The 15,081-nt window shown below is 60.2% G+C and carries 16 protein-coding genes; 6 read left to right on the top strand and 10 right to left on the bottom strand.

What is annotated here, in order from left to right:
• Positions 1-269 precede the first annotated feature (269 nt).
• Complete coding sequence (locus RGR602_RS14285; RefSeq protein WP_039845650.1) at positions 270-914, top strand: TetR family transcriptional regulator C-terminal domain-containing protein; 645 nt, start codon at positions 270-272, stop codon at positions 912-914.
• A gap of 23 nt (positions 915-937) precedes the next feature.
• On the opposite strand, the gene RGR602_RS14280 is transcribed toward RGR602_RS14285, so the two are convergent.
• A complete protein-coding gene (locus RGR602_RS14280) occupies positions 938-2,446 on the bottom strand; it encodes a GAF domain-containing protein (RefSeq protein ID WP_052451566.1) in 1,509 nt (502 codons plus the stop codon).
• 128 nt (positions 2,447-2,574) lie between these two features.
• A complete protein-coding gene (locus RGR602_RS14275) occupies positions 2,575-3,474 on the bottom strand; it encodes a LysR family transcriptional regulator (protein WP_039845649.1) in 900 nt (299 codons plus the stop codon).
• Positions 3,475-3,575: 101 nt separating this feature from the next.
• Between RGR602_RS14275 and RGR602_RS14270 the strand changes: the two genes are divergently transcribed.
• The gene (locus RGR602_RS14270; RefSeq protein WP_039845648.1) at positions 3,576-4,586 is read left to right on the top strand and encodes a zinc-dependent alcohol dehydrogenase family protein; all 1,011 of its coding nucleotides are present in this window, start codon (positions 3,576-3,578) and stop codon (positions 4,584-4,586) included.
• A gap of 45 nt (positions 4,587-4,631) precedes the next feature.
• Here the strand turns inward: RGR602_RS14270 and RGR602_RS14265 are convergent, their stop codons facing one another.
• Together RGR602_RS14265 and RGR602_RS14260 are read right to left on the bottom strand one after the other, a co-directional pair.
• Complete coding sequence (locus tag RGR602_RS14265; RefSeq protein ID WP_039845647.1) at positions 4,632-5,684, bottom strand: magnesium and cobalt transport protein CorA; 1,053 nt, start codon at positions 5,682-5,684, stop codon at positions 4,632-4,634.
• Positions 5,685-5,776: 92 nt separating this feature from the next.
• Positions 5,777-6,193 (bottom strand): rhodanese-like domain-containing protein, encoded by a 417-nt coding sequence (locus RGR602_RS14260; RefSeq protein WP_039845646.1) that lies wholly within the window; start codon positions 6,191-6,193, stop codon positions 5,777-5,779.
• 69 nt (positions 6,194-6,262) lie between these two features.
• Between RGR602_RS14260 and ftrA the strand changes: the two genes are divergently transcribed.
• Positions 6,263-7,252, top strand: coding sequence for a transcriptional regulator FtrA (ftrA, locus tag RGR602_RS14255; protein WP_039845645.1), 990 nt, complete (start codon positions 6,263-6,265; stop codon positions 7,250-7,252).
• A gap of 171 nt (positions 7,253-7,423) precedes the next feature.
• Here the strand turns inward: ftrA and preA are convergent, their stop codons facing one another.
• The 4 genes from preA to RGR602_RS14235 all read right to left on the bottom strand — a co-directional run bounded on the left by preA (position 7,424) and on the right by RGR602_RS14235 (position 12,495).
• Positions 7,424-8,737: an NAD-dependent dihydropyrimidine dehydrogenase subunit PreA gene (preA, locus tag RGR602_RS14250; protein WP_039845644.1), complete on the bottom strand. Its 1,314-nt coding sequence runs from the start codon at positions 8,735-8,737 to the stop codon at positions 7,424-7,426.
• A gap of 12 nt (positions 8,738-8,749) precedes the next feature.
• Positions 8,750-10,111, bottom strand: coding sequence for an NAD(P)-dependent oxidoreductase (locus RGR602_RS14245; RefSeq protein ID WP_039845643.1), 1,362 nt, complete (start codon positions 10,109-10,111; stop codon positions 8,750-8,752).
• 397 nt (positions 10,112-10,508) lie between these two features.
• Positions 10,509-11,462 (bottom strand): sensor histidine kinase, encoded by a 954-nt coding sequence (locus RGR602_RS14240; RefSeq protein ID WP_052451650.1) that lies wholly within the window; start codon positions 11,460-11,462, stop codon positions 10,509-10,511.
• 238 nt (positions 11,463-11,700) lie between these two features.
• Positions 11,701-12,495, bottom strand: coding sequence for a response regulator (locus tag RGR602_RS14235; protein ID WP_039845642.1), 795 nt, complete (start codon positions 12,493-12,495; stop codon positions 11,701-11,703).
• A 270-nt stretch (positions 12,496-12,765) separates the two neighbouring features.
• On the opposite strand from RGR602_RS14235, the gene RGR602_RS14230 reads away from it, so the two are divergent.
• The 3 genes from RGR602_RS14230 (at position 12,766) to RGR602_RS14220 (ending at position 14,265) form a co-directional block, all read left to right on the top strand.
• The gene (locus tag RGR602_RS14230; protein ID WP_039845641.1) at positions 12,766-12,972 is read left to right on the top strand and encodes a NepR family anti-sigma factor; all 207 of its coding nucleotides are present in this window, start codon (positions 12,766-12,768) and stop codon (positions 12,970-12,972) included.
• Between the two features lie 10 nt (positions 12,973-12,982).
• Positions 12,983-13,537: an RNA polymerase sigma factor gene (locus RGR602_RS14225; RefSeq protein ID WP_022717008.1), complete on the top strand. Its 555-nt coding sequence runs from the start codon at positions 12,983-12,985 to the stop codon at positions 13,535-13,537.
• A 215-nt stretch (positions 13,538-13,752) separates the two neighbouring features.
• Entirely contained in the window at positions 13,753-14,265 is a 513-nt protein-coding gene (locus RGR602_RS14220; protein ID WP_039845640.1) for a cupin domain-containing protein, read from the top strand.
• Positions 14,266-14,286: 21 nt separating this feature from the next.
• Here the strand turns inward: RGR602_RS14220 and RGR602_RS14215 are convergent, their stop codons facing one another.
• Both RGR602_RS14215 and RGR602_RS14210 read right to left on the bottom strand, forming a co-directional pair.
• On the bottom strand, positions 14,287-14,688 hold the full coding sequence (locus RGR602_RS14215) for a hypothetical protein (protein ID WP_039845639.1): 402 nt from the start codon (positions 14,686-14,688) through the stop codon (positions 14,287-14,289).
• Positions 14,689-14,697: 9 nt separating this feature from the next.
• On the bottom strand, positions 14,698-15,045 hold the full coding sequence (locus RGR602_RS14210; protein ID WP_039845638.1) for a DUF883 family protein: 348 nt from the start codon (positions 15,043-15,045) through the stop codon (positions 14,698-14,700).
• Between the last annotated feature and the right edge of the window lie 36 nt (positions 15,046-15,081).

Here is a 15,081-nt window from a genome sequence, read left to right as displayed (position 1 = left end):
TCACGGTCATGCAAAGAACATGCGCCGTCTGTTCCCATCGTCAATTACCGGCGCGCTTGTTTGTTTTGTTACGCCGGAAAATCGCCAGTTGCCTTTGTTTTGCATCTGACAGATAATTTGACCGATTGGTAAACATTACAGCTTCCCGCGCCGGGCTCAAGACGAAAATCAGGAAAAATTCAGACAAAATTGCAGGGAGTTGCTCAAAAGGACGGCAGAAGGAACCGTTCGACTGAAGCAATTGAATTTCAAGGGGAAACGAGAGCCAGATGGCAATTCCGAGAGCAGCGAAGACACAGCGGCGCACGCGGATCCAGGAGGAGAAGGAAGAGCAGATTCTGGAAGCTGCGCTCGATGTGTTTTCCGCCAGGGGTTTTCGCGGCTCGACGATCGACCAGATCGCAGAGGTGGCCGGCATGTCGAAGCCGAACCTGCTCTATTACTTCCGTACCAAGGAGGCGATGCACCGGGCGCTGATCGACCGTGTGCTCTATACTTGGCTTGAGCCGCTTCGCGCCTTCAATGCCGAGGGCAATCCGGAGACCGAAATCCGCAGCTATATTCGCCGCAAACTGGAATTGGCGCGCGACTTTCCTCGCGAAAGCCGGCTGTTTGCAAACGAGGTGCTGCAGGGCGCGCCGCATATCGAAGACGAGCTGAAGGGCCCGCTGAAGCAACTCGTCGATGAGAAGGCCGAGGTCATCCGCGCCTGGGCGAAGGCCGGCAAGATCGCCAAATGCGATCCCTACCATCTGATCTTTTCGATCTGGTCGACAACGCAGCATTATGCCGACTTCGACGTCCAGGTGCGCGCCGTGCTCGGACAGGAGCATGCCGGGGCAGGGCGCTTCGAGGATGCGGCGCGCTTCCTCGAGCAGCTCTTCATCGGCGGGCTGATGGTTCGCCCGACCTGACCGCCCTCTTCAGTGGTGTTGCCTCACCCGGTCAGGCGGGAAATGGCTTGAAGCGCCACGCCGATCGTCTCCGCGACATGGCGTTGGGCCGCGGAAAACGGCAGCGATCGTCCGCGCATCAGGTCGGACCAGGCCTGGAAGCTCTTGTGGAAGGTGAGGGCGTGGCTGTCGGCGTCGTGTTCTGCTGGCCCTGGCGAACCGCCAGCCCAATGCACCGTTCGCAGCATTTCCTGGCGGAAGAATACGATATAATCGCGCGGTGGCTGCGAGGTGGAAATGCCCATCAGTCCGGCGACGTCGCCATTCAATTCCGCCTCGGGCCAGAGTTCGGCAACACGATCGGTCGCGAACACATGGCCGGATACCTTGCGGTTCAGCGTATCAATGAGCGCAGAGAATTGCTGCTGAGAGGGAGCGAGCCCTGAAAGCGCCGTGCGGCCATCGATCCAGACGCCGATGCCGTCTGCTGGAACAGCGCCCGCAAGCACTTCGGCCAACAAGGCCGGATCATCGGGCAGGCCGATATTGTCCGCAACCGCGGCCAACAGCCGCTCCACGACCTTTCGCGCCCCGGTTTCGAATTCCAGCGCTAGCCGGCACTCCCGGGTTTGGAGCCGCGAGGCGAACATCTGGGCGAAGAGTTCCGCCGTCAAGCGCCGTTCGACGGGGAGCAGGCGGGCAGCATAATGATGGCAGGCAAACAGGCCCCAGAGCCTGCCGTCCACGACAATCGGAACCGAAAACGAGGCGCCGACGCCCAAGTCCTTCAGATGGTCGATATGGGCCGACGGCGCCACACGCAGGAGCGACAGCGAGAGATCGATTGCCCGGCCGTGCGCGTCGAGTTCCGGGACGACGGGAACCGGCGCTGCATCGACATCGGCGGTGATGCGGAAGAGATTGCGGGCATAGAAGGCGCGCTCCTCGGCCGCAATGTCGGTGGCCGGAAAGTGAAGGCCAAGCAAGGATCCTATGCCGGATCTTGCGGCTTCCGCCACGATTTCGCCGGACCCTTCGTCATCGAAGCGGTAGACCATCACGCGGTCGAAGCCGGTAATGCCGCGCGCTTGCCGGGCGCTCTCGCGGAAAAAGGCTTCCAGGGTCTGCGCTTGATCGATGCGCGCCATCATGGCGGCCATCGACAGCGTCGAGCCGCCTTGGCCCTCGCGCTGAGACGGTTCGGCCTCGATGACGATCCCACCCTCGATGCAGTGCAGAGCCACGTCGAAAATGGGGCCGCCCTCCGCAAAGGCGATGCCGGATAGCCGCTCGATCATGACCGGACCTCGGATGACGGTCAGCCGGTTGCGGATCGAGTGCAGCGTCCTGGACATGATGATGCCGGAAAGGGGCTGCCGAAGCACCTGTTCGCAACCTACGCCCAGAAACTGTTCGAGATTGGCCGACGCGCGAACGATTCTCCAGTCGGCGGAAACCGTAAGCAGGAAACCGAAGGGCTGGATGGCGGCGCGCTGAAGGTGAGCTCCCCGGTCGCAATTCGTCAGGTCCGCACCGTTGCAGGCTTTGCTCACGAGACAGGAGACTCCGGTTCCGTTTCAGTTACCCCATTTCGGCGTAACAAGGAAAGGGATATACGGCGGAAATGCACTATTTCCAGTGAATACACCAAAAAATTCAGTGGGTTCCGAGACTTTCTTAGCTAACTCATGAGAGCCGGGAGCTTTGCGGCCAAGGTGTCGATCACGAGCCGAACCTTCGGCTGCATTGCAGGCGACTTTACCCAGACGACATTGGCGTCAAAGGCAACAGCTGCAATATCGGTCAAGACCCGGCGAAGCTCGCCGGATGCAACGCGGTCCCGCACGAGCCAGCACGGTAGCCAGGCAAGGCCGACGCCTTGTGCCGCAGCATCGGCGATGGTGGCAAGATCGTCGAGCCGCAGCCGCGATCGCGGCAATACCTGCCGGAAGGGTTCGGCGTTTGTCGGGAATATCCAGGTGCGGTTTCGATCCTGCCTCCCATAGACGATGCCGTCATGGGTTTCGAGATCTTCGAGCTTGGCTGGAATGCCGCGGCGTTCGAGATAGCCCGGAGAGGCGCAAACCGTCATGCGCTGCTGGGCGATGACGCGCACCATCAGGCCGGGATAGTCCCCGAGAGGGCCGTTGCGCACCGCAATATCGAAGCCGTCGTCGACCAGATCTACGATCCGGTCGTTGAAGGAAAGATCAAGTTCGAGATGCGGATGTTCGTCAAGAAGCTTGATGAGTATCGGCGCCACACACTGACGGCCGAAAAGAACCGGCATTGTGACCCGCAGACGCCCGCGCACCTCCCGCTTGCCGCTTTCGAGAAGCGCTTCGCCACGCGTGATCTCCTCGACGGCGCGCAGGCAGTGCTCGTAAAAGAACTGGCCTTCCTCCGTCAGGCTCTGCGCTCTGGTCGTGCGGTGAAACAGGCGCACACCCAGCCTCTGTTCCAGCCGTGCAATCGTCTTTCCGACGGCTGAGCGCGTCAAATGAAGGCGCTCGGCGGCTGCGGAAAAGCCGCCTGCTTCCGCGACCTCGACAAACACCGATATGCCTTTGAGCTGTTCCATATTGTATCCTTCAGGGAAACATTTTGTGGAATTAATAACGCAACTGTCGATCAAATTTCAACGATATGCTTCGGCTCCGTCAACCGAATGGAGTGAGAAGAATGTTGGCAAAGCAATGGTCGATCGACAATATCGGACCGATGAATCTGATGGTGCGTGAGGCGGCGGTCGAAGAGGCGACCGGCAACGAGGTGCTGGTCCGTGCCGAGGCCGTATCGCTGAACTATCGCGACAAGCTGGTGCTGGAGACCGGCATGGGTCTGCCGCTGCAGTTTCCGTTCGTTCCGGCATCGGACCTTGCCGGCGTGGTCGAAGCTGTCGGCCCCGGCGTCACGCGCTTCAAGCCGGGCGACCGCGTCATCACGACCTTTCTTCCCGGGCGCATCAACGGGCCAGGCCTCGGCGATGCCCGCCACCCGCCCTACAAGACGCTCGGCGGATATTATCCGGGTGTGCTTTCCGAGTATGTGACCTTTTGCGAGGACTGGTTCGTTCACGCGCCCAAGACGCTCGATGCCGGTGAAGCGAGCACGCTACCGTGCGCAGGTCTGACGGCGTGGTTCGCGCTCATCGAACTCGGCAGGCTGAAGGCGGGCGACAAGGTGGTCATTCAGGGAACCGGAGGGGTGGCGCTCTTCGGTCTTCAACTTGCCAAGATGCATGGTGCCGAGGTCATCATCACCTCGGCAAATGCCGAGAAGCTCGAGCGCGCCCGCGCTCTCGGCGCCGATCATGGGATCGGCAGGGAGAATTGGGCCGAACGCGTCCTCGAACTGACGGAGGATTACGGCGCCGACCATATCTTCGAAATCGCAGCCGGCGTCAATTTCGGCGAGTCACTAAAGGCTGTGGCGGTCAACGGCCGGATTTCGGTGATCGGTGTCATGGATGGCTTCGATCTGTCCGCGCCGGTGCAATCGCTTCTATTGAAGTCGCCGACGGTACAGGGCCTCAGCGTGGGACACCGCCGGGCGCTGGAGGACCTGGTCCGCGCCGTCGACCGCACCGGCCTGAAGCCGGTGGTCGACAAGCGCTTCAGCTTCGACGAACTGCCAAAGGCGCTTGAGCACCTTAATCGCGGCCCCTTCGGAAAGATCGTCATCGAGTTTTGAGCCGGGTTGGCCACTCCCGTCAGAGCATTCTGGCGGGAGCCCCGGCTACAGCCACTTCGCCCGGCGGAACAAGGCGAAGAGCGTTACGCACAAGGTTGCGATCACGCCCAACACCACGAAATAGCCGTACTGGAATTTCAGTTCCGGCATATCGTTGAAATTCATCCCGTAGATACCAGCGATCGCTGTCGGAACAGCAAGGATGGCTGCCCAGGCGGCGAGCTTGCGGGCAATCGCTGTCTGTTCGGTCTGGCCGATCATCACGCTGGCTTCGAAGGCGAAGGCGAGGACTTCACGCAGCGCGTCGATATCCTCCTGGACGCGGCGCACATGGTCTGTGACGTCGCGAAACAGCGATTGAAGCGTCGAGTCCATACCCGGAAGGTCGATATGCTCATAGCGGCGACAGACGTCCACAAGCGGCACGACGGCATTGCGCAGCCGCAGCAGCTTGCGCCGCAGCATGTAGAGGCGCTCGATATCAACCTTTGTAAGCTGTTCGCGCAGCATCAGATCTTCGAGCGTCTCGACTTCCTCCTGCACCACTTCGATCACCGGCATGTAGTTGTCGACGATGAAATCGAGGATGGAATAGAGGATGTAGTTCTCCCCATGGGCGAGCGCGGCCGGCGTCGCCTCGCACCGCTGCCGCACCGCCAGGTAAGAGGACGATGCGCCATGGCGCACGGAAACGACATAGCCTCGACCGACGAAAAGATGGGTTTCGCCAAAGACGATTTCGCCGTCCTTCATGTGGGCGGTACGGGCAACGATGAACATGGCGTCGCCATAAATCTCCAGCTTCGGGCGCTGATGCGGCTGGGCAGCATCCTCGATCGCCAGTGGATGGAGATTGAATTCGGCCTGTACCTGGTGCAGCAGCATCTCGTCCGGCTCGTGCAAGCCGATCCAGACGACTGCATTCTCGTGCGTTCGCCATTCGCCGGCCTCTTCTATCCGGATATCGCGGATGCGCTGTCCTTGCTGGTAAACGGCAGCTGCCACGACCCCCGGACGGGCAGAGGGCGACGATGCGGGCGCAACCGCGCCGGTTTCTGCGCGCGAGGAGGTGCTGTTCAGATCTTTGGTTCGTTCCAAAACCGTCTATTCCTCCCACTGCGGCCCAAACGCAACGAACCATAGCTTCATTTTGCGAAAAACGCATCCGCAATAGCGTTAATGGAGGTCCGTCACTGCGCGGCCATTGGGGCTTCACCGTTCGTAAAGGCGAAGCCCTCGTCAGCCCAGCCGGTCATGCCGCCGATCATGACCTTGGCGGAGAGGCCGAGCCGCGCCAGGCGCAGCGCCGCCTTGTCGGTGCCGTTGCAATGGGGCCCGGCGCAATAGACGACGAAGAGCGTATCGGCCGGCCACTCCGACATACGGTGGGCGGTCATCTTGCCATGCGGCAGGTTGATCGCGCCCGGCACATGCGAGCGGGAAAAGAGTGCCGGGGATCGAACGTCGATAAGGACGAAGTCGGCCTTGCCCGAGGAAATGGAAGCCTGGACGTCCCAGCAGTCCGTTTCGAAAGCGAGCTTGCGGGCGTAGTAGGCGGCGGTTTCCTCGGGGGAGGCGGCGGGTGTTTCGCTGACGGGGCTCGGCATGGTTTTCCTTTCACGGTTCGAGTTGCCGCCAACCATCGCCGATGTTATGGCATGGCGAAATTGGCTTTAATGACGGTTAGCGTAAAGATCATGCCAAATTCGCTCAGACGTCCGCATGTCGTCGTGCTTGCCTATGACGGGCTATGCACTTTCGAATTCGGTATTGCCTACGAAGTCTTCGGTCTTCCGCGTCCTGAAATGGGCGAGGGCTGGTATCATTATTCGGTCTGCGGCGTCGAACCGGGGCCGCTCCGTGCTGCGGGCGGATTGAGCGTTTCGGTCGATCGCGGCCTGGAGGTTCTGGCCGAAGCCGATCTCATCGTCGTGCCGGGCTGGCGGTCGATCGATGCGCCGGTGCCGGAGCCGTTGATCGATGCGCTGCGTCAGGCTCATGAGCGCGATGCCCGTATTATGTCGCTCTGCTCCGGCGTTGCCGTGCTTGCCGCATCCGGTCTTTTGAGCGGCCGGCGTGCGACGACGCATTGGCGCTATGTCGCGTCGCTTGCAGCGCGCTATCCGCAGATCGCCTTCGATGCGAGCGTTCTCTACATGGACGAGGGCAGTATCCTGACTGCCGCGGGCAGTGCGGCCGGTATTGATCTCTGCCTGCACGTCGTGCGCGGTGATTTTGGCGCAGAAGCCGCAAACAGTGTGGCGCGCCGTCTGGTGCTTCCGCCGCATCGCGAAGGCGGGCAGGCGCAATTCATCAGCGCGCCCGTGCTCGAAGAGCGGGAGGGAATGCGGCTAGGGCCGCTGCTCCAATGGATGCGAGAGCGGCTCGACGAGGAGCAGTCGATCAGCCTGCTGGCGCAAAGGGCGGGCATGAGCCTGCGCACCTTTCAGCGCCGCTTCGAAAAGTCCACGGGCCTCAGTGTGGGCGAATGGCTGCTCAAAGAGCGGCTTCGCCACGCCCGCAATCTCCTGGAAAGAGAACTCGCCGCATCGCTTGACGACATCGCCGCCGCCAGCGGCTTCGGCACACTGGCGACGATGCGGCATCATTTCCGCAAGCGGCTCGGGACAAGCCCGAGTGCCTACAGGAAGTCGTTCGCGGTTTAGTTGCGGGCGCCATGTTGCCCTCACCCTTACATGCGCGGAGAGGGTAGGTACCATGCTCAAGGTCGAGAATGCCCAAACGGTGCGGCATGCTTTTTCTCCCCGCCTGCGGGGAGAAGGTGGCGGCAGCCGGATGAGGGCATCGCCGCAGTCTTGCGAGGTCGCGACCGTCTTTTACTCTGCCGCCTGTCTTGCCATCGGATTGTTCGGGTGGGTCGTCCAGTTGGCGTAGTTCGGGTCGACGGGACGGCCCGTGCGCTTGTCAAGCGCGCCGGCGGGCAGGGCTTCCAGGGTGATGCAGTTTTCGACCGGGCAGACGTTGACGCAAAGGTTGCAGCCGACGCATTCGTCTTCCATCACCTCGAAATGGCGCACGCCGTTGACGAACTGCGTGATCGCCTGATGCGAGGTGTCCTCGCAGGCGATGTGACAGCGGCCGCATTTGATGCAGGCGTCTTGGTCGATCTTCGCCTTGGCGACATAGTTGAGGTTCAGATACTGCCAGTCGGAGACGTTCGGAACGGCGCGGCCGGTGATATCGTCGAGCGACCTGTGGCCCTTGGCGTCCATCCAGTCGGAGAGCCCGGTGATCATCTCCTGCACGATCTTGAAGCCATAGGTCATGGCGGCGGTGCAGACCTGCACGTTGCCGGCGCCGAGCGCCAGGAACTCGGCCGCATCGCGCCAGGTGGTCACGCCGCCGATACCGGAGATCGGCAGGCCCAAGGTTTCCGGATCGCGGGCGATCTCAGCCACCATGTTGAGCGCAATCGGCTTCACCGCCGGGCCGCAATAACCGCCATGGCTGCCGCGGCCATCGATCGACGGTTCAGGCGAAAACGTGTCGAGATTGACTGCGGTGATCGAGTTGATCGTATTGATCAGCGAGACGGCGTCCGTACCGCCGGCCTTGGCAGCGCGTGCCGGCTTGCGGATGTCGGTGATGTTCGGCGTCAGCTTGGTGATGACCGGCATGCGCGTGTACTGCTTGCACCAGCGCACGACCATCTCGATATATTCCGGCACCTGCCCGACCGCGGAGCCCATGCCGCGCTCGGACATTCCGTGAGGACAGCCGAAATTGAGTTCGATGCCGTCGGCGCCGGTTTCCTCCACGAGCGGCAGGATCGCCTTCCAGGCATCTTCCTCGCAGGGAACCATGATCGAGGCGATCAGGGCGCGGTCCGGCCAGTTCATCTTCACCTGCTTCATTTCGCGCAGGTTGGTGTAAAGGTCGCGGTCGGTGATGAGCTCAATATTGTTGAGACCCAGGAGGCGGCGGTCGGCGCCCCAGATCGCGCCGTAGCGCGGGCCGTTGACGTTGACGACGGGCGGGCCTTCCTCGCCGAGCGTCTTCCAGACGACGCCGCCCCAGCCCGCTTTGAAGGCGCGCTCGACGTTATAGGCCTTGTCGGTCGGTGGCGCGGAGGCGAGCCAGAACGGGTTGGGCGACTTGATGCCGACGAAATTGTTGCGGAGATCAGCCATTGTTCATTCTCCTCAAGCGACGGCGACGGCTGGCTGCGCACCGGCAGCAAGCGTACGGTTGATGGATTCGGCAGCATCGCGGCCTTGCGCGACGGCAGATACGGTTAGGTCATCGCCGCCGAAGACGCAGTCGCCGCCCGCCCAGACGCCGTCGAGCGAGGTGCGGCCTTCGCCGTCGATGGCGATCCGACCGGATTCCATGCGCAGCGAACCGAGACCGGATGCTTCAAAAGTCTGGCCGATCGCCTTGAAAATCTGATCGGTGGCGATGACGCCGGTTTCGCCGGTCGTGACGAGACGGCCGTCGGCGAGCTTGGTATATTCCACCTCGATCGCGGCGACCTTGCCGTCCTGCGACAGGATGGACTTCGGCGCCAGCCAGTGGCGGATGATGACGCCCTTGGACGTCGCGAGGTCCTGCTCGAACTCCGAGGCGTTCATGTGCTCCTTGCCGCGGCGGTAGCAAATCGTCACTTCTTCGGCGCCAAGCAGTTTGGCCTGAACGGCCGCATCGATGGCGGTCATGCCGCCGCCGAGAACGACGACGCGGCGGCCGACGGCAACGTCCGCCTTGTTCGTGGCTTGACGCAGATCGGCGATGAAATCGACCGCGTCATCGACACCCGGCAGGTTCTCGCCATCGACGCGCAACGCATTGACACCGGCAAGGCCGATTCCGAGGAAGACGGCGTCGTACTGAGACTGCAGATCGGCAAGCGAGAAATCACGGCCAAGCTGCTGGTCGTGGCGGACTTCGATGCCGCCGATCGAAAGCACGTAATCCACTTCTTTCTGGGCAAAGTCGTCGACGGCTTTATAAGTGGCGATGCCATATTCATTCAGGCCGCCGGATTTCGACTTGCTGTCGTAGATGGCGACGTCATGGCCTTTCACCGCAAGACGGTGAGCGGCGGCAAGGCCGGCCGGGCCGGCGCCGACAACGGCGATCTTCTTAACGGTCGAGGCGGCTCGTTCATAAAACTGCCTGCCTGCATGAATGGCCGTATCAGTCGCGTAACGCTGAAGGCGGCCGATCTCCACGGGCTTCTCCTCTGCGATATTGCGCACGCAGGCCTGTTCGCAGAGCTCTTCGGTGGGACAGACGCGGGCGCACATGCCGCCCAGGATGTTCTGGTCGAAGATCGTCTTGGCCGAACCGATCGGGTTGCCGGTTGCGATCTGACGGATGAAGAGCGGGATGTCGATGGAGGTGGGACAGGCCGTCATGCACGGCGCGTCATAGCAGAAATAGCAGCGGTCGGCGGCCACCAGCGCCTCATGCTTGTCAAGGCGCGGATGCAGATCGGAAAAATTAGTTTCATACTCGGCGGTCGAAAGTCGGCCGGAATGAATCCCAGTTTCCAGTCGTTCCATTGAAGTTCCCTCATTATTGGTAAACGGCTAGTGAGGGAAAGCGTAACTCAGGATAAAAAATTTATCAAACGGTAAAATTTTGAAACCGATATTCGCATAAGTGTCTGTTTTTGTTATTTTAGGTCGCAGCGTGGAGGGCGTATGCCCATCATCGACGAACGCAGGGATTCGCCACCTTGCAAAAAAGATTCATAAAAATTCAATTTTTTTCGGATCCGACGGAACCAAAGGCCAACGCGGTCGTTATTGCGGCATCCGGATGATGATCGCATCGACCCAACATGCGCGCCCCCAACCCATCATCCGGATTACTCACGGTCCCCTCCCGATGAGTGAAAACAGCCAGTGCGCCGCCCTCGCACTGGCTGTTTTTTGCTGTGAGCCGGCACTGCGAAATTCAGGGGCGCTTGAGGATTTCGAATTCAGTCTCGGGAATCTGCAGGTAATATTCGATGCGGCCAGGAACGAGCCGGAGCTCCGCCTTGCCGCTCATGGATGAGGGAACGACGCGTTCCAGCACGGTCTTGCCGAAGCTGTTTTCACTGAACTCGTGAATCTCCGTCCGGTTCGGCAGGATTTCCACCCACGCGATCTCGATCGCCTTCCTGCCGTTGTGCTTCGCTTCCTTACAGTTCAGGGTGATCGAAGGCGCGCCCCCTGCAATTGCGCCATAGGATGCCGAATTGACGATGAGCTCATGAAGCGCCAATCCGAGATGTACGGCGGCATTAGGTGTCAGATGCGCATTGATGCCGAAGATAGGCATGGAGCCTGCCGTTTCCGGCCAATAGGGTGCGAACTGCTTTTCCGCAAGGTCGAAGAGATAGGCGCCGCGCCAGCTGGAATCGGTAATCAGATCCTGCGAGTTGGAAAGCGATTGAAGACGACCGCGGAACTTTGCAAGGAAGCTGTCGAGCGACAGCGTATTGCGGGCCGTTTGCGTCGCGATGCCCTGAATGATCGCGAGCAGGTTCTTCGAGCGGTGCGACAGTTCGCGCAGCAGCGATTTCAGCACTTTTTCACGGTGTCGCAGCTCGGTGACCTCGGAGATCACAGAAAGAATGCCGAGCGAGCCCTCGTTATTGATGCGCTGCACTTTGAGTTCGTAGGTCCGAACCTCGCCATCGACGTCCATATCGATCTCGGCATTCGTCGCCGTCCCGGTTTCGAGCACCTTGAACTTGAGTGTCCTCAGATAATCGCCGTGTGCCTGGCCGAAGAGGTCGCTGTCGCTGCCGCCGGCGAAAAACAGTTCGGCGAAATGGCGGGGAAGATTTTCGGCGTAGGAAAGTGTCAGCGTGGAATCCTGGAAGAGAATCGAAATTCCGGCGCTGCTTAGCGCCCGCTCCATCATCGCGGACTTGCCCTCCAGCGCGAAAGGCTTGCCGGTTAATGGTTCTGTCGTATTCACCAGGCCGCCTTTCCTTCTATCCTTATTGCGCAGCTGGAAAGAGGTTGCCATTTCAGGAACCCCGCTGGTCATATTATGACCAAGCGTTGGAGAAACCGTTAAAGCTGTTGCCGGAGCGGCCCAGCTAGCTGGGAACGCCTCGCTATTGGCTTTGTTCCGTCGCTTTGACGGTTCAGCTTCATGCCGCAACCTTGGTGGATTCATTGAAGAATAGCGCCTGGCTGATCAAAGCCTTGACCATGTCTGGATTGAAGGGCTTGGTGACCAGGAACGTCGGTTCCGGCCGCTCACCTGTCAAAAGGCGCTCTGGAAAAGCGGTGATGAAAATCACCGGCACGCTCGATGTCTTCAGGATGTCGTTCACGGCGTCGATGCCGGAACTGCCGTCGGCAAGCTGAATATCCGCAAGGACCATCTTCGGCTTGGTCTTGTTGTAAAGAGCCACGGCCTCGGAATGCGTCCGGGCGATTCCGGTCACCTTGTGGCCCAGGCTTTCGACCATCTGCTCGATATCCATTGCGATCAGCGGTTCGTCTTCGATGATCATGATATCGGTTGCCACCTGGCGCGAGATCTCCTGCGAGGCCTTGTCGAGCAGGCTCATCACTTCCTGGTCGTCGCTCTCGAGGATGTCGGCGATTTCGCCGACGCGGAAATTCTCGACCGACGCGAGGATGAAGGCCTGGCGGGCAAGCGGCGAGACCTTGCCGAGGTTTACGGTCGCACGCTGCTCCCAGGCGTAGGGCGACGCCGGTTCGGGAATCTGGATGGCAGTGGAACCAAACAGTTTCGTGAACAGTTTGTAGAGTGCGACGCGGTCGTTCTCGGTATCCGGGAAAATGGATATGTCGGCGATGATCGCTTCCAAAACTGCGGCAACGTAAGCATCACCCGAAGTCTGGGTGCCTGTAAGCGCGCGGGAATAGCGACGCAAATAAGGAAGATGCGGCGCAATTCGAGTAGAAAGTGTCATTAAAAACTCCCGTCCGTAGGCCATAACTGGCTCTAATGTAGTGGAAACGTCGCGCTATTAAAAAAGTTCCAGTATATGCGGGAACTTTTTTCACAGCCTTGCATTATGGTGGCGACGAATGAAGGGCGTACCGCGATTTTGAGCCTCGATAAACGGCAAGTATCTGAGCACCATCCACCTCGAGCGGCGGAGGGTGCTGTTGGCATATCAAGCCGCAGCGCAAACGTATCGTCCATTCAGACAAAGACAACGGCGAGAAGCGACGAGTTTATGAAAAAGCAGCAGAACGAAGAAAAGAATCAGCGGCGGCTGGAAATGCGCGCAAGCGATATCCTCGATCCAAACAACCAGATCGGCGTCAAACTGCGGTCCCTTTATGCAGCCGCACAGGACGAGGCGATCCCCGATCGTTTTCTCGATCTGCTCGAAAAGCTGGACCAGGCTGAGATGATGGCTTCGGCCAAACTGGCCGAGTAAGGGCGCGCTGATGGATAAGGCTAAACCAAGCTTCAAACGCGAACTGCTGGCGGCGTTGCCGAGTCTGCGTGCATTCGCGATTTCGCTGATCGGCCGGCACGATCGCGCCGACGACTTGGTGCAGGACACCATCATGAAGGCCTGGGCAAAGCAGGATCACTTCGAGATGGGCACCAACATGAAGGCCTGGCTTTTCACAATCCTGCGCAACGAACTCTATAGCCAGATGCGTAAGAGCGGCCGCGAGATCCAGGACAGCGACGGCCTTTTCACCGAATCCATGGCGATGCATCCGGCGCAATACGGCGCTCTCGACCTGCAGGATTTCAAAAAGGCACTTGACCAACTGCCGCCGGATCAGCGCGAGGCGATCATTCTCGTCGGCGCATCAGGCTTCTCCTACGAAGAAGCCGCGGAGATCTGCGGATGCGCCGTCGGCACCATCAAGAGCCGAGTCAATCGTGCCCGCCAGCGGCTCCAGGAACTGCTGCAGATCTCCGGCGAAGCGGATTTCGGCCCGGATTCGACGTCCGCGCCGCTGACGTCGAAGGCTTTCGCCTTCTGATCCACGCGTTGAATCGGAGGAAAAAGCCGGTTGCCTCAGGCGCCGGCTTTTTGTTGTGCAAGAGATGAAGACTAGCCCTGAAAACTCGGCAGCAAACATGCCGGTCGCCGCTGCGCGGAATGCTTGACGATTGAGGTGCGGTCGCTAGCTCATGACCGGTGCTCGTTGCGGATTTGAGCGTGGCTTGCGGGCATGGGCTACACGAGGATCGACTGATGAACAGCAACGAACGTCCAACATTTATCACCCACTGGCGCAATATCGAGCGACCCGATGAGCCGCATTATTCAGGACGCGATGAACGCATGAGCATTGGCGCGCCTTTTGGCCGGGCGTTCAGCCTTTCGAAACTCGGCATTCATCATGAGCGGTTGCCGGCCGGCCGGCGCACATCGCTTCCACATGCCGAAAGCGCGGAGGAGGAATTCGTCTTCGTTATCGAAGGATCTCCCGACGTGTGGATCGATGGCCATCTGCATCGGCTCGCACCCGGCGACGGCGTGGGGTTCCCGGCTGGCACCGGCATAGCCCATAGTTTCATCAATAACACTGAGGAGGAGGTCCGGCTGCTCGTGGTCGGAGAGAGACACAAGCCGGAGAACCGTATTCACTATCCTCTCAACCCGGAAAGGAAGACGCTCATTGACGATTGGTGGGACGATTGGCCGAAGCGGCCACTTGGCCCCCATGATGGACTTCCGGACCGCATTCGCAAATGTACGAGCTAAACTGGCTAGAGGTCAGGATCCCTAGTCGCGGTGTTTGGAGCCCATCAAGTTTGTTGCAACGAGCGCGGCAAGCACGCCGGCCGTCAAAAGCGGCTGTGAACGGACAAGGCCGATGCCGGCGGCTGCCAGTGACTCGATCGCCAGGCGGCGCTCCTGTGCACGACGCGCTTCCTGTGCATTCATGACCTTCATGACGATCAGCACGGCGATTCCGATCAGCAGCGCGCATGCCGCAAGAAAGAGGGCAGCACCGACTGCGCCGTAGACGCCCGCGAGCCAGATTGTCCCGGCTGTCACCGCAAGCGCATAGGCACTCAGAAGGAAGATTGCGGCGAGCGCGATGAAAATACCGTTGCGCTTGGTTCGCGCAACGGTCCTGTGAAAACTGTTTCCTAACAAAAGGCTGAGGATCGGAAAGAGCATCGATCCTCCTTAACGGCGTGCGAGGAGCGCGAGCACGAGGCCGAAGGCGGCCGCCGCACCGATCGTTGCGATCGGATGCCTGCGTACCGTATGGCGAACTTCATTTGCGCCGCGCAGATAGCCCTCCTGCAGATCGTGGAGGAGGTCTTCGCTGCGGCCAAGGAGTTCGTCATAGCCAGCAGCCGCCTGATAGCGGAGCTTTTCGCCGCGCCGTCGCGAATTCTTCGCAACCAACTTCGTCAGGGACGCAATATCGTCGCGCAGGCTTTCGATCTGGTCCTCGATCGTGGATTCGATGTCGTGAAGCGTACCGTTGCCATGGCGCCGGCCGCGAATGGACGGGAGGATGGAAGCCATGATGCTCTCCTTGGAATGGGCGCGCGCAAAGTCGCG

Origin of the sequence: Rhizobium gallicum bv. gallicum R602sp (assembly GCF_000816845.1) — a bacterium.
In the GTDB taxonomy this organism is placed as follows: Bacteria; Pseudomonadota; Alphaproteobacteria; order Rhizobiales; family Rhizobiaceae; genus Rhizobium; species Rhizobium gallicum.
Note: the sequence above shows the minus strand (reverse complement) of the source record. Positions and strands in the feature narration are given on the sequence as shown.